A 12,366-nucleotide genomic window follows, 5' to 3' on the forward strand; every position below is an offset into this window, starting at 1 on the left:
AGAGGTGTCGGTCACGGGCCACCGCCCAGCGGGATGCCCCGGACCGCGCGCACGCCTGCACGTACAATTGCGATCACCGTGATCACCGTCAGCAGCCAGAAGAACCAGGTGATCGGGCCCCGGAACAGGATCAGCGGATCACTGCCCGACATCAGCATCGACTGGCGGAAATTATCCTCCAGCAAGGGGCCGAGGATAAAGGCGATAAGAAAGGGTGCTGCCGGCACCTGATAGCGCACCATCAGATACCCGACCCATCCCATGGCAAACATCACGCCGACGTCGAAGATATTGTTGTTCACCGCAAAGACGCCGTAGATGCAGAGCACCAGCACGGCGGGGATCAGAATGCGTTTGGGGATATCGGCCACATATTTAAAGCCGCGGATCGCCACGGTGCCGACGATGAAGAGGAAAAACGAGCTGACGATGAGGCCGATAAAGAGGCCATAGATGATATCCACGTTCAGGATAAACATCATCGGGCCGGGCTGCAGCCCGTGGATCATGAAGGCACCGATGATGATTGCGGTAATCACGTCGCCCGGTACACCGAGCGCCAGGAGCGGAATGAGCGTAGCACCGGCCACACCATTGTTGCCGGCCTCTGACGCGGCCACGCCTTCCACCTCACCCTTGCCGAAATTGTCGCGGTTTTTCGAAGTGCGCCGCGCCTCGGAATAGCTCAGAAAGGCGGACGGCGCCGCCCCGATGCCCGGAATGGAGCCCAGAAAGACCCCGATGAAGCTGCCGCGCACGATGGATTTGAAACACCGCCGGTAATCGGCAAAGGTCACGCGGTTGTTGCCAAGGCTGCGCGCGGTACCGACATGGGCCGTGGGATTCCAGACCATGGCAAGGATCTCGGGGATGGCAAAAAGACCGATCAGCACAGCGATGAAGTTCAGCCCCCCCATCATATTGGGATCGCCGAATGTGAACCGGTTTGTTCCGTACACCAGATCAAGCCCGATGGTGGCCAGCAGCAGACCCAGAAGCGCCGACAGCGCCCCGCGCAGCAGGCTGGTGCCTGAAACGCCGGCAATGATGGTCAGCGAAAAGAGGATAAGCGTGAAAAACTCCGGCGGACCGAAGCTCAGCGCAAAGGAGGCCAGCCAGCCGGCAAAGAGAATAAGCGCCAGATTGGAGATCACATCCGCCGTGCAGGAGGCCCAGAGCGCCATGCCAAGCGCGCGCCCTGCCTCGCCCTTTTCGGCCATCGGATAGCCATCAAGGATCGTGGCCGATGATGCGGGCGTGCCGGGTGTCTTGATCAGGATCGCCGGAATCGAGCCGCCGAAAATACCGCCCTTATAGACCCCGAGCAGCAACAGGATGCCGGTGATCGGCTGCATGGCAAAAGTGAAGGGCAGCGTCAGCGCCACCGCCATGGTGGCCGACATGCCCGGGATTGCCCCGCCGATGGTGCCGATGGCCACGCCCACAAAAAGCGCCAGAAAAGATTCCACGTTGCCAACGAGGCTGAGACCCGCGGCGATGCTGTCCATAAAACTCATGGCAGCCTCAGATAGTCGCCCTGCGGAATGGCGACCCCCGCGACATGAGCAAAGAAAGCATAAAGCACCAGCGGCACGATCACCGCACAGACCAGCGCCGTTTTCGGATGCCGCGTGCGCACCAGAAAGGCGGTGGCCACAAAGATGAGCATCGCGGTCAGCACCATGCCAAGTCGCGGCATCAGGAACATGGCAAGCACCATGATCACTGCCATGCCGGCAAGCCGCATCCAGGCGGCGCGCGGATCATCCGAGGGCGCATCGACCGGCTCACCGCTGTCGGTCATGCGCAGCCCGCCGAAAATGAGACCCAGACCTGCCAGAAAAGTGAACCCTGCCAGCGCATAGGGCCAGAAAAGCGGCGACAGAACCAGGCGCTGCACGTTGCTCGGAGAGGAGACCCACTGGGGGATCGCCACCAGCGTAAGAAGCACCGCAGCGATCAGCGCACCAATCCCGAGGCGCAGCTGTACCTGTCGCTCTGTCATCCCCGCCTACCCCCTTATTTTCGTATCACACCCGGATCAGAAAACGCCGGACCTGGTGAGGCCCGGCGTCTGTTATTGCTGCCAGAGGCCGGACAGTTCTGCCTAGCCTTCAATCCTCATGCCCAGATCGTCAACAAGTTTCCGGAATGTTTCGTACTGACCCTGAATAAACTCATTGGCTCTGACCGGATCCATCAGCTCGATTACCGAGCCGCGTGAGGTCATTTTATCGAGGAACTCCTCATCTGCCGTGGCAGTGGCCATCCACTCGCCCCACTTGTCGGCAACGTCATCAGGCAGGTCATCGGGGCCGGCGATACCGGTCCAGCCGACCAGCTGATGCAGCGCAGGTTTGCCCAGATCGGCCGCTGTCGGCGCGTCAAAGCCTGGCACTGGCTCGGCCGTTGTCACCATCAGCGGCACCAGCTGTTTGTTGGCGACAAAGCTCGCCAGCGCGGACGAGTTGGTGCACAGGAACGTGGCCGTGCCATTCAGAACCGCGGTTGCAGCCGCGCCGCCACCCTTTTGCGGGATGTGCGTTGTCTGTGTCAGAGGATCAGTCACCCCGAACTCGGAGAGCACCATCACCGCCGCGATGTGCAGCAGCGATCCGACACCGGAAGAGGAATAGGTCACACCACCTTCGGCAACTCTGGCGATCAGCTCGTCCATCGAAGTAATGCCGGAATTCGGGCTCACAGCGCAGGCAACCGGGTTGATCTCATAGACGGTGACAAAGCGGAAATCTTCCAGTGTGTAGGGCAGCGTCGCTTTCATGGCAGGGTTCACCGAATGCGACCCCACACGGGCAAAGAGCATGGTGTAACCGTCTGCCTTGGCGTTCTGTACGGCAACAGAACCCGTGGCGCCCCCGGCGCCCGTCACATTCGCCATCACCAGCGGTCTGCCGACAGCATTGTTCAGCGGCTCGGCAATTGTGCGCGCTGAGATATCGGTGGCGCCCCCGGCACCATAGGGGATGACCATGTTAATCGGCCGCTCCGGATACTCGGCAAAGGCGGTTGTCGCGAGGCCCAGACTGACGGCACAGGCCGCACCAAAGGTCTTGAATTTCATCATTTTTCTCCCTGTTCGTTCGTTATTAAGGAGATGTCCGGCTAAGACCGGCACCGCCCTTGACAATTGGTATCGTTAAGTGAAGCTTAAAAGAAGTAATTTAATATTACAAATTGCGTTAGGCTGACTTACGAAAGAGGCCCGGCATCCCGTGTCGATCAGAATGCTCAGAACCCTCATCGCCATTGATGACCACAAAACGTTCAGTGCGGCGGCGGATGCTGTCTTTGTGACCCACGCCGCCGTCAGCCAGCAGATGCGCGCGCTCGAGGAAAACTGGGGCGTTCAGATATTCGACCGCACGCGGCGCACGCCCGAACTCACGCCGGTGGGCCGCGCGCTGGTCGCCCGGGCGCGTGAGGTGGTGCGCGGGTATGACCAGATCCTGCCCTCTGTCACAGGCGAAACCGGCGTCAGCGGCGAAGTGGCGCTCGGCGCCCTGCCCACCACGCTCACCACACTGGTGCCGCAGGTGATCTCGCTGCTGATGGCGCGCCATCCGGATGTGCATGTGCATCTCAATCCCGGACTGACGACGGCGATGATTTCTCAGCTGGAGCGCGGCGCGCTGGATGTGGCGCTGATCACCCGTCCCGAGACCCTGCCCCCCGATCTTGAGTTTCTGGAGATCGCCGAGGAGCCGGTGCAGCTGCTGGCTTCACTGGAGACGCAAAGCGATGATCCGCTGGAACTGCTGTCGTCGCATTCCTTCATCCGGTTCAACCGCGATGCTGTCGTCGGTCATATGATCGAAACCTGGCTGCAGAAAAAGGGTATCCGGGTCAATGAAACCATGGAGCTCGACAGTCTGGAGGCGATCTCCAGCATGGTGCATGCCAACCTGGGCGTGGCGATGGCGCCCCGCCGCTGTGTCCGGGTGCGCAATCCGCTGGCTCTCAAACGCCTGTCGCTGGGCACGGATGCTCCGGTGCGACGGCTGGGTCTTGCGCACCGGCGTGACAACCCGCGCTCGCGCATCCTGAGCGAGCTGCACAACCTGTGCCTGCGGGTCATTGAGAGTGCCAGCGCGGTGAACGCCGGTCCGGACCGGACCACACCGGAATGACATCCCACGAGTTACTCTACATCTTTATGGGGGCCGCAGCCGCCGGTTTCATCAACGGCATGGCGGCCTTTGGCACGGCGCTATTTGCGCTGGGATTTTTTCTGACCGTGATGAGCCCGGTACAGGCCGTGGCAGTCACAGTCAGTATTGCCGCAGTGAACGGTGTGCAGGGCATCTGGGTGGTGCGCCGCGAGATGATGGCCAACCTGCCGCGGCTGGCGCGGTTTCTGGTGCCGGGGCTGATCGGCATTCCCATCGGATTGTCGGTGCTGGGCATGATCAATGCAGAGATGCTGAAACTGGTGATCGCCGGGTTTCTCATTCTCTACGGCGGTTACTTTTCACTGCGTCGCAAGCTGCCGGATATTGCACAGCGCACGCCGGTGATTGACATTCTGGTCGGGTTTGCCGGCGGTGTGCTGGGCGGGGCGGTGGCGCTCTCCGGGGTGCTGCCCACGATGTGGTGTTCCCTGCGCAACTGGCCCAAAGCCGAAGTGCGTGCCGTGCTGCAGCCCTATAACCTCGCCGTTCTTGGCTTTGCGATGATTCTGCTGATCGGCAAAGGTGCCTATGACCGCGAGACACTGCTCTTTGTCGCAGTTGCGATGCCTGTGGCGATTGTTTTTGCCCGGATCGGGATTGCAGCTTTCCGGCGCATTCCGAATGCGCTTTTTCACCGCCTGCTGATCGGCCTCTGCCTCGTGTCGGGCACCCTGCTGATGATAAGAGAAGTGCTATGAGAATTGACCGTATCCAGGTTTTCGTCTTCCGCGCCCCGACGCCTGCACCAGTGGCCACGTCCTTTGGCACCATGCGCGACCGTCCGGCGGTCTTCGTTCGCCTGACGGAAGCCGGCGGGGCGCATGGCTGGGGTGAGATCTTTGCCAACTGGCCTGCCGCAGGGGCCGAACACCGCGCCCGGCTGCTCGCCGAAGATATCAGCGCGCTTATCCTCGGCCAGGCTTTCAGTAAACCGGCCGATCTGTGGCGGGATCTGACCCGGGCCACGCATATCCGGGCGCTGCAATGTGGCGAGCCGGGCCCCTTTGCGCATGTTCTGGCCGGCATTGACACAGCAGTGCATGACATCGCGGCCCGGATGGCCGGTGTTTCGCTGGCACGGCTGCTTAATCCTGAGGCCGCAGTCGATGTGCCGGTTTATGCCAGCGGCATCGCAATTGCGCGGGCGGATGAAGAAACCGAAAGCGCCCGGGCGCGCGGCATCACCTGTTTCAAGGTCAAGATCGGGTTTGATATGGCCGGTGATCTGACACGTCTGGCGGCGCTCGGCGCCGGGCTGGCCCCCGGCGAGCGCCTCTTTACCGATGCCAACCAGGCCTGGGATCCGGCGCAGGCAAAGAAGTTTTTAACCGGGGCCGCGGATCTCGGGATCGGCTGGCTGGAAGAACCGGTTGCCGCGGATCGTCCCGCCTCTGACTGGCAGACTCTCGCGGCAAGCGCGGACATACCGCTGGCGGCGGGAGAGAACATCTCGGGAGACGCGGATTTTGACGCAGTGATCGCCGCAGGTGCGCTGCAGTTTGTGCAACCCGATGTTGCAAAATGGGGTGGCGTCGGCGGATGTTACGGGGTGGCGCGGCGGGCGCTGAAGGCGGGGCTTACCTATTGTCCGCATTTTCTGGGCGGCGGCATCGGGCTTGCGGCCTCGGCGCATCTGCTGGCGGCTGCGGGCGGCGGCGGGTTGCTGGAACTTGACGTGAACGCAAATCCGCTGCGGGATGCCTTTTTCGACGGCGATCCGGCAGAGGGGGGCATATGGCGTCTCAGTTCCCTGCCCGGTCTCGGCATTGACGCGCTGCCCGAAGAGATCGCGCCGTTTCAGACCCTCGCTCTTGACCTCAGTTAACATTGCATCATCCTGAGGCGCGCATCAGGAGAGAGAGACCATGTACACGCTTTTTATGGCCAAAGGCACATCCGCGCTCGCCGCGCATATCCTGCTTGAGGAAATCGGCGCCGATTATGAAACGCGGATGCTTTCAATCCCGGATCAGGACCATCAGGGCCCTGAATATCTTGCGATAAACCCGCGCGGCCGGGTACCTGCACTGCAGACCCCCCAGGGCGTTCTGACCGAAAACTCTGCGATCCTGGCCTATCTCGCGCAGGTGCATCCGGAGGCCGGTCTCGCGCCGGCAGACCCCTTCGCCTTTGCCCGGGCGCAGTCGTTTTGCCTTTATCTGGCCGCCACGATGCATCCTGCCTTTGCGCATAAACTGCGCGGGGCGCGCTTTGCCGATGATCCGGAGGCAATCGAAGCGATGAAGCAGAAAGTGCCTGAAAACATGGCGGAATGCGCACAGCTGATTGAGGATCACCTGCTTAAGGGCCCCTGGGCGCTGGGAGAGGAGTTCTCCTATTGCGACCCCTATCTTTTTCTGGTGCACCGCTGGCTTGGCGCCAACGGGATCAACACTGCGGACTATCCGAAAATCCACGCGCATATGCTGGCAATGAAAGAACGCCCGTCGGTGAAAACGGTCATGGCACAGCACGGGCTTTAGCCGATGATTTCGTCCGATTTGTCGTCGGTTTCGCCATAGCGCCGCATCACTGCAGGTTTCGTGCCTTCGTAAATACGCTCGATATTATGCTGGATCTTCGCGTTTTCCCGCTCGAAAAGACAGTCACCGTTCATATCAGAGGCAACGATGAACGGGCCCATACGCCGCGCGCGGATGACCCACATCGCCTGGGCAATCCCCAGCTCTTCATGCCAGTGCACCGCCTCAACCGTTTCGACACCGCGCCCCAGCAGGGCGCCGGTGCCATAGCCTACAGTGGAGAGGTACACCGCCCCGTTTGGCACAAAATATTCCCTGTAGTCCTTTGACGACATGCCGCCCTTGCCGATAATCAGCCGCGCGCCGGTTTTCTCCATCCATTCGGGCAGCCATTTGGCAAAGCGAAAGCTCGCGGTCGCCGTTACGGCGCCCAGATCAAACGAGCCATCCTCGCGGATCACCGCCGCCGGCGAACAGTGAAAGTTGGCGGCACTCTGTGAGGGCAGCTCCAGCGGGATATTCGCCTTTTCCTCCAGCGCACGCATGTAAACACCCTCGCGCGCGGTGTAGATCAGCCCGTCGAGATAGACGATATCGCCAAGGCGCAGATCCGCGACCGCCTCTGCGGTCGGTGTGGTGCTGAGTACGACTTCTCTGAGGCTCATTCTGCAGCCTCCAGCGCGGGTTCCCAGTCCACGCCTTCGCGGCGCTGATAGGGGGTGAACCAGTCAGGATCGGTGCGGTATTCTACCCGGCCGTCCGGGAAAAGACGTGCCACCGCCCTGCGCGAGGACAGGCAGAAAGCATGCACCGACATCTGCATGCCGCCGGTGTGGCAGTAGCCAACTTCAATATTGCAGTCTATCACCATGTTTTTACCGACAAAACCCATGGCTCCCATGCCGATGGAATTGCCCAGTTCCCTGAACTCATCCTCCATCGCCGCGATCTTCGGATCGGAATTGCGGCTGCCCACCGTGCGCAGGGTCGAGGCGCGTTTGCCCAGCACCATACAGGTGTCTTTGGATCCGCCGAGCCCGATGCCGATGATCGCCGGCTGACAGGCCAGACCGCGTTTGCCAAAGGCCATTAGGCTGTCGAGATAAAACCGTTTGATGCCCTGCACCCCGTCCGAGGGGAATAGCATCCGGTAGTCCGTGCCGAAAAGCCCGCCTTTGTGCACGGTGATGAGGTCGATCCACTCGCCCTCGGGCTCAAACCCGTATTCGATCTCAGGCGCGCCGATGCCGACGTTGTTGTTGTGATCGGTGCGCCAGAGCGGGTGCACCCGGTTGGGGCGCAGCGGCACAGCACTGGTGGCGGTGGCAGTGGCACGGCGCAGCGCCGCCTCGAGTGCCACAGGGCCGCCCTCGACACGCGCCTCATTGCCCATTTTTACGAACCAACGCGGCACGCCGGTGTCGCCGCACATTGCCCGACGATCTTCTTTGGCGGCCTCGTAATTGTCCAGCATCGCTTTGAGAACAAAGGACGAAAGGTCTCCGTCCTCGGTTTTCGCCGCTGCTTTGAGACCGTCGAGATAATCTTCAGGGATCTCGATGGCGGCCTTTTCCATCAGGCGCTCTGCGGTGTTCCGGATCAGATCGATTGCTATCATTGTGCTGCCACCAGTGTTTCGGGCTCCCCGTCGGGCAGAATGGTCTCGCCGGGCCGGACGATGGTGAATTTCACGTCCTCGCGGCCAACTTCGAGGCTGTCACCCCGCAGGCGCGCGATGGTGAAATAGCTGTCCACCAGATCCCCCTCGTCAGGGAAATCCTCGCGGTAATGCGCGCCGCGGGAGTTTTCACGCGCCAGTCCCGCGCGGGCGATCACCCCGGAGACCTCGCAGAGCGACGCAAGGTTGAGCCAGTCGTGCCAGGTCAGGTTAAACGCCAGATTGTCAGAGGCCACGCCGGTTTGCAGAAGCTCCGCGCTGATCTCGTCGATGCGCTCCAGCCCGCGTTTCAGCCCCGCAGCGGTCCGCATCACGCCGACCTCTTCCCACATCGCTTCCTGCAGACGGTTGCGCAGAGGCTGCACCAGCGCAGGTGTCTGGCGCAGCGGGCGCAGGGCGCGCTCAACTTCGGCGGCCAGTACCTCCTCATCGGGCTCACGCAGGGCGCTCATCCGACGGATGTCCGCGCCCATCGTGTCGCCGGCAATGCCGCCATAGACGGTCGAGTTGGCCACACCATTGCCGCCAAGGCGGTTGGAGCCATGCGCCCCGCCCGCGTCCTCGCCGGCCACATAAAGCCCTTCAAGCGCCGTGCGGGTGTCGGTATCGACCACCACGCCGCCCATGAAATAATGCGCCGTCGGCACCACCTCGACGCGCCCGCCCGCCAGATCGAACCCGCTGTCCTCGCAGCGTTTGACCATGCCTTTGAACTTTTTGCGCACCAGATCGGGCCCGAGATGCGCCATGGAGATAAACAGCCCCTTCTGCTCGGGGTTATTGTTCTTGCGCATCTCGGCGTACATGCCGCGGCTGACCACATCGCGGGTCGCGCGCTCGCCCTTGGCATCGTAATCGAACATGAACTGCTGACCGGCCCCGTTCAGCAGATGGCCGCCGGCACCGCGCAACCCCTCTTCGAGCACGGTGCCTGTCATCCGGCTGTGATCGCCCGCGAGCAGCCCGGTCGGGTGAAACTGCACCATCTCCATATCGCGCAGCGGCAGACCTGCGCGCACGGCCATGGCGAGCCCGTCCATGGCTTTGTCCCCGCTGGGCGTGTGGTATTTGTACATGGTCGGGCCACCGCCCGTGGCCATCAGCACCGTTTTCGCCCGCACAAACCGGAATTTACCGGTGCGCATGTCAATCATCAGCACGCCCGCCAGTGCGGTTTTGTCTTTCGTCGGCACAAGGCCAATGGCGCGGTGTTCCTGAAGCTTTTCCACCGGGCGCGCCAGAACCTGTTCCATCAGCCGGTTGATGATCTCGATGCCGGTCAGGTCGCCCTTGTGCACCGTGCGGTCGGCCGTCTGCCCGGCAAAAGCCTTCTGATGCAGCGTGCCATCCGGATTGCGGTCGAAAAAGCAGCCGATCTCGTTTTCCAGCTCACGGATGCGCACGACGGCCTGTTCGCAAAGCCGCCAGGCCATATCCTGATCGGGCAGCCATTTGCCGCCCTGTATCGTATCCATGAAATGCCGCTCAACGGTATCACCGCCCCCCAGCGCCACATTGTAGCCCCCCTGCACCATGCGCGTGCAGCCACATTTTCCGATCAGCCCTTTGACCGCGATGGTAATTTTCGTACCCGGGGGTGCCGATTGCTGTGCATGGAGTGCGGCGAAAAGCCCCGCGCCGCCGGTGCCGAGGATCAGAATATCCGTGTCGTGGCGGTCAATGTCATGGGTCATGGTCAGATCACCTGTAAAAAGAATGTGCCGGACAGCAGAACGGCAAAGCCCACGGCGCCCGCGGCCAGTGATTTCTGCGGCGCAGACCAGGGCAGCCATTCCATTGCCATCAGCCGCAGCCCGCCGGCAGTATGAACGGCAAGCAGAAAGACCAGACCGAACTCTGCAACCTTAACAAGCGGTTGCTCGGCAAAGGTCAGGAAACCATCAAGCCGTTCCGGCGCTGTCAGGGCCAGCGACAGGACATAGAAATGCAGTGGCAGAAAGAGCGCCAGCGCCACGCCGGAGACGCGGTGCAGCACAAAGGCGAGCCAGAGCGGGTGGGCGCGTGCAGGCCGCATCACAGGCCTCCTCCTGTGACCGCGAGAACGGCCCGGCTGCCCATCGCAAGGAGCATCAGGCCGATGCCCCAGCTCAGTGCCGTCAGTGCTGCGCCCCGCAGCCCGAAGGTCTCATGAATGATCACCCGCAACCCGATGGCGGCATGCACAGACACGGCCAGCACAAAAGTGCCGTAAAAGGCGAGCCAGAAGAACGACCCCTGAGTGCGACCCAGAATTTCCCCGGTGCTCAAACCGCCCTGCACCGCATATATCATCACTGCAATGTGCCCGAGCGTCAGTGGTGCCATAATCAGCGCGGTGATCCTCTGCGCCATGTATAACTGCAGGTTCAGCATCTTATCCCTTTCGCCTGCGGAAGAAACTGCGCGCTGTTTCCCGTTTCAGACCGGCGATGGCGGCCATCGGGTCAAGCTCGTTGGGGCAGTAGAAGGTGCAGCTTCCCATGGAGTGGCAGTTGTGACACCCGCCCGCCCCGGACACGGCTTCCAGAATGCCCGCGCGGTTGTCGTGTTTTGTGTCGTTATAAAGCGTCCAGGCACGTTGCAGCGCTGCGGGCCCGAGGTAGTCGTCGTTGCCCGCCACCGTGTCGCAGGCCGCATAACAGACCGAGCAGTTGATGCATTCGATGCCCGCACTTGCCGTCACCCGGTCGTCGCCGTCCGGGTCAACGGGAGCGATCGGCTCATCGCGGCTGGCCGAGGGGGTATGGACGCCGCCCGCGGCTACCCATTTATCGAAAAACGGATCCATGTCAGCGGCCAGATCTTTGATAACAGGCAGATTTCTCAGGGGGCCGACCTGAATGGCGCCGTCGGTCAGCACTTTTTTCACGTGGGTTCTGCAGGTCCAGCGGGGCGCACCGTTCACCATCATCGCACAGGAGCCGCACATGCCGACACGACAGGCAAAACGGTAAGTCAGCGTCGGGTCTTCGTACTGCTGGATCCAGGAGACCACATCAAGAATTGTCTGGCTCTCATAGGCGGGCACCTGGTATGTCTGATAGGCGCCGTCCTCGCCGCCCCGCCAGACCGAGACGTCCATAGTTTCTGACTGACCGTCCACCCGGGGCTCCTGACGTGTTTTCATTCGGCTGCCCGAGATATAACTTGGAGCAAAGCTAACGAAAAGGAATATGTTCTTATGGTTTTGGTAAGAAATTCTTACAGAATGGGCGAGCTGTCTCATGGCTGAATGCAGGCTCAGCGATCTGCTGACTGTCCGCTTCGGAGAAACGTCTGACGTGCCTGAGGGGCTGGAGAGCCATCCTTTTCTGACCTCTCTCGCGGCGCGTGGGTCCTGCCGGGCGTTTACGGCTGACAGAGTGCCCGACAGCACACTGGAAACCCTTGCGGCCACCGCCCTTTGCGCGCCGTCCAAGAGCGATCTGCAACAGCGAGACATTCTGATCGTCAGCGACCCGGAACAAAGAGCGGCGCTGCGCGATCTGCTGTCAGCGCAGGCCTGGATCGCCGATGCACCTCATTTGGTTATCTTTCTGGCCAACAACCGTCGGCAGCGCCAGATGCAGCAGATGCATGAACAGCCGTTTCCGAACGACCACCTCGACGCCTTTTTCAATGCAAGCGTCGATGCCGGCATTGCACTGGCGTTTTTCATGGCAGCGGCAGAAGCCGCAGGCCTTGGGTGCTGCCCGATCAGCACGATCCGCAATCACCTCGGTCCGGTACGCGATCTCTTTGGCCTGCCCGATCACGTGTTTCCGGTCGCGGGAATGGGCATCGGCTACCCCGTGGACCGGGCCCGCATGAGCCCGCGGCTGCCGCTCAGTGCGACTGTTCATAAGGACCGCTTTACCGGCTGCTCAGACGAGGCGATCCACCGCTATGACGCGCGCCGCAGCGCCGCCACCGGAGCGCCGGCCTGGTCTAAGACGAGGGCAAAGATGTATGCAGAACCGCAGCGCGGAGATTTCGGCCGTTTCATCCGTAGCATTGGCTTTAAAACGAATTAACT

The 12,366-nt window shown here is 61.5% G+C and carries 14 protein-coding genes; 5 read left to right on the forward strand and 9 right to left on the reverse strand.

Features of this window, described 5'->3' with window-relative positions; translation table 11 throughout:
* Window positions 1–11: 11 nt before the first annotated feature.
* The 3 genes from G3256_RS11700 to G3256_RS11710 all read right to left on the reverse strand — a co-directional run bounded on the left by G3256_RS11700 (window position 12) and on the right by G3256_RS11710 (window position 3,082).
* Entirely contained in the window at window positions 12–1,517 is a 1,506-nt protein-coding gene (locus G3256_RS11700; RefSeq protein WP_169640989.1) for a tripartite tricarboxylate transporter permease, read from the reverse strand.
* The gene (locus G3256_RS11705) at window positions 1,514–2,005 is read right to left on the reverse strand and encodes a tripartite tricarboxylate transporter TctB family protein (protein WP_169640990.1); all 492 of its coding nucleotides are present in this window, start codon (window positions 2,003–2,005) and stop codon (window positions 1,514–1,516) included. Before G3256_RS11705 ends, G3256_RS11700 begins: the two co-directional genes overlap by 4 nt.
* Before the next feature lie 102 nt (window positions 2,006–2,107).
* Window positions 2,108–3,082 (reverse strand): Bug family tripartite tricarboxylate transporter substrate binding protein, encoded by a 975-nt coding sequence (locus G3256_RS11710; RefSeq protein ID WP_169642421.1) that lies wholly within the window; start codon window positions 3,080–3,082, stop codon window positions 2,108–2,110.
* Window positions 3,083–3,233: 151 nt separating this feature from the next.
* Between G3256_RS11710 and G3256_RS11715 the strand changes: the two genes are divergently transcribed.
* The 4 genes from G3256_RS11715 to G3256_RS11730 are packed head-to-tail and all read left to right on the forward strand — an operon-like array spanning window position 3,234 to window position 6,673.
* Entirely contained in the window at window positions 3,234–4,148 is a 915-nt protein-coding gene (locus tag G3256_RS11715; protein ID WP_169640991.1) for a LysR family transcriptional regulator, read from the forward strand.
* Window positions 4,145–4,888, forward strand: a complete 744-nt coding sequence (locus tag G3256_RS11720; RefSeq protein ID WP_169640992.1) for a sulfite exporter TauE/SafE family protein — start codon at window positions 4,145–4,147, stop codon at window positions 4,886–4,888. Before G3256_RS11715 ends, G3256_RS11720 begins: the two co-directional genes overlap by 4 nt.
* Window positions 4,885–6,015 (forward strand): mandelate racemase/muconate lactonizing enzyme family protein, encoded by a 1,131-nt coding sequence (locus G3256_RS11725; protein WP_169640993.1) that lies wholly within the window; start codon window positions 4,885–4,887, stop codon window positions 6,013–6,015. Before G3256_RS11720 ends, G3256_RS11725 begins: the two co-directional genes overlap by 4 nt.
* Window positions 6,016–6,055: 40 nt before the next feature.
* The gene (locus tag G3256_RS11730) at window positions 6,056–6,673 is read left to right on the forward strand and encodes a glutathione S-transferase family protein (protein WP_169640994.1); all 618 of its coding nucleotides are present in this window, start codon (window positions 6,056–6,058) and stop codon (window positions 6,671–6,673) included.
* Here G3256_RS11730 and G3256_RS11735 read toward each other — a convergent pair.
* Genes G3256_RS11735 through G3256_RS11760 form a run of 6 tightly spaced genes read right to left on the reverse strand, consistent with a single transcriptional unit; the run spans window position 6,670 to window position 11,478 of the window.
* Window positions 6,670–7,338 carry a fumarate hydratase C-terminal domain-containing protein gene (locus G3256_RS11735; RefSeq protein ID WP_169640995.1) on the reverse strand — a complete coding sequence of 223 codons (669 nt, stop codon included), beginning with the start codon at window positions 7,336–7,338 and terminating at the stop codon, window positions 6,670–6,672. The genes G3256_RS11730 and G3256_RS11735 overlap by 4 nt on opposite strands.
* The gene (locus G3256_RS11740; RefSeq protein ID WP_169640996.1) at window positions 7,335–8,291 is read right to left on the reverse strand and encodes a fumarate hydratase; all 957 of its coding nucleotides are present in this window, start codon (window positions 8,289–8,291) and stop codon (window positions 7,335–7,337) included. Before G3256_RS11740 ends, G3256_RS11735 begins: the two co-directional genes overlap by 4 nt.
* Window positions 8,288–10,045, reverse strand: coding sequence for an L-aspartate oxidase (locus G3256_RS11745; RefSeq protein WP_169640997.1), 1,758 nt, complete (start codon window positions 10,043–10,045; stop codon window positions 8,288–8,290). The genes G3256_RS11740 and G3256_RS11745 overlap by 4 nt, the downstream gene beginning before the upstream one ends.
* 2 nt (window positions 10,046–10,047) lie before the next feature.
* Window positions 10,048–10,386, reverse strand: a complete 339-nt coding sequence (gene sdhC / locus G3256_RS11750; RefSeq protein ID WP_206040731.1) for a succinate dehydrogenase, cytochrome b556 subunit — start codon at window positions 10,384–10,386, stop codon at window positions 10,048–10,050.
* Window positions 10,386–10,724, reverse strand: coding sequence for a succinate dehydrogenase (locus G3256_RS11755; protein WP_169640999.1), 339 nt, complete (start codon window positions 10,722–10,724; stop codon window positions 10,386–10,388). Before G3256_RS11755 ends, sdhC begins: the two co-directional genes overlap by 1 nt.
* 1 nt (window position 10,725) lies before the next feature.
* Window positions 10,726–11,478: a succinate dehydrogenase/fumarate reductase iron-sulfur subunit gene (locus G3256_RS11760; protein ID WP_169641000.1), complete on the reverse strand. Its 753-nt coding sequence runs from the start codon at window positions 11,476–11,478 to the stop codon at window positions 10,726–10,728.
* Window positions 11,479–11,575: 97 nt separating this feature from the next.
* Between G3256_RS11760 and G3256_RS11765 the strand changes: the two genes are divergently transcribed.
* On the forward strand, window positions 11,576–12,364 hold the full coding sequence (locus tag G3256_RS11765; RefSeq protein WP_169641001.1) for a nitroreductase family protein: 789 nt from the start codon (window positions 11,576–11,578) through the stop codon (window positions 12,362–12,364).
* Window positions 12,365–12,366: the final 2 nt, after the last annotated feature.

Source organism: Roseobacter ponti (genome assembly GCF_012932215.1).
Taxonomy (GTDB): Bacteria; Pseudomonadota; Alphaproteobacteria; order Rhodobacterales; family Rhodobacteraceae; genus Roseobacter; species Roseobacter ponti.

Excerpts from the sequence above, each read along its gene's own strand:
- G3256_RS11760 (WP_169641000.1), bottom strand. The coding sequence starts at position 11,478 with ATGAAAACACGTCAGGAGCCCCGGGTGGACGGTCAGTCAGAAACTATG.
- sdhC (WP_206040731.1), bottom strand. The coding sequence starts at position 10,386 with ATGCGGCCTGCACGCGCCCACCCGCTCTGGCTCGCCTTTGTGCTGCAC.
- G3256_RS11710 (WP_169642421.1), bottom strand. The coding sequence starts at position 3,082 with ATGAAATTCAAGACCTTTGGTGCGGCCTGTGCCGTCAGTCTGGGCCTC.
- G3256_RS11745 (WP_169640997.1), bottom strand. The coding sequence starts at position 10,045 with ATGACCCATGACATTGACCGCCACGACACGGATATTCTGATCCTCGGC.
- G3256_RS11740 (WP_169640996.1), bottom strand. The coding sequence starts at position 8,291 with ATGATAGCAATCGATCTGATCCGGAACACCGCAGAGCGCCTGATGGAA.
- G3256_RS11725 (WP_169640993.1), top strand. The coding sequence starts at position 4,885 with ATGAGAATTGACCGTATCCAGGTTTTCGTCTTCCGCGCCCCGACGCCT.
- G3256_RS11705 (WP_169640990.1), bottom strand. The coding sequence starts at position 2,005 with ATGACAGAGCGACAGGTACAGCTGCGCCTCGGGATTGGTGCGCTGATC.
- G3256_RS11730 (WP_169640994.1), top strand. The coding sequence starts at position 6,056 with ATGTACACGCTTTTTATGGCCAAAGGCACATCCGCGCTCGCCGCGCAT.
- G3256_RS11755 (WP_169640999.1), bottom strand. The coding sequence starts at position 10,724 with ATGCTGAACCTGCAGTTATACATGGCGCAGAGGATCACCGCGCTGATT.
- G3256_RS11735 (WP_169640995.1), bottom strand. The coding sequence starts at position 7,338 with ATGAGCCTCAGAGAAGTCGTACTCAGCACCACACCGACCGCAGAGGCG.
- G3256_RS11700 (WP_169640989.1), bottom strand. The coding sequence starts at position 1,517 with ATGAGTTTTATGGACAGCATCGCCGCGGGTCTCAGCCTCGTTGGCAAC.
- G3256_RS11720 (WP_169640992.1), top strand. The coding sequence starts at position 4,145 with ATGACATCCCACGAGTTACTCTACATCTTTATGGGGGCCGCAGCCGCC.
- G3256_RS11765 (WP_169641001.1), top strand. The coding sequence starts at position 11,576 with ATGGCTGAATGCAGGCTCAGCGATCTGCTGACTGTCCGCTTCGGAGAA.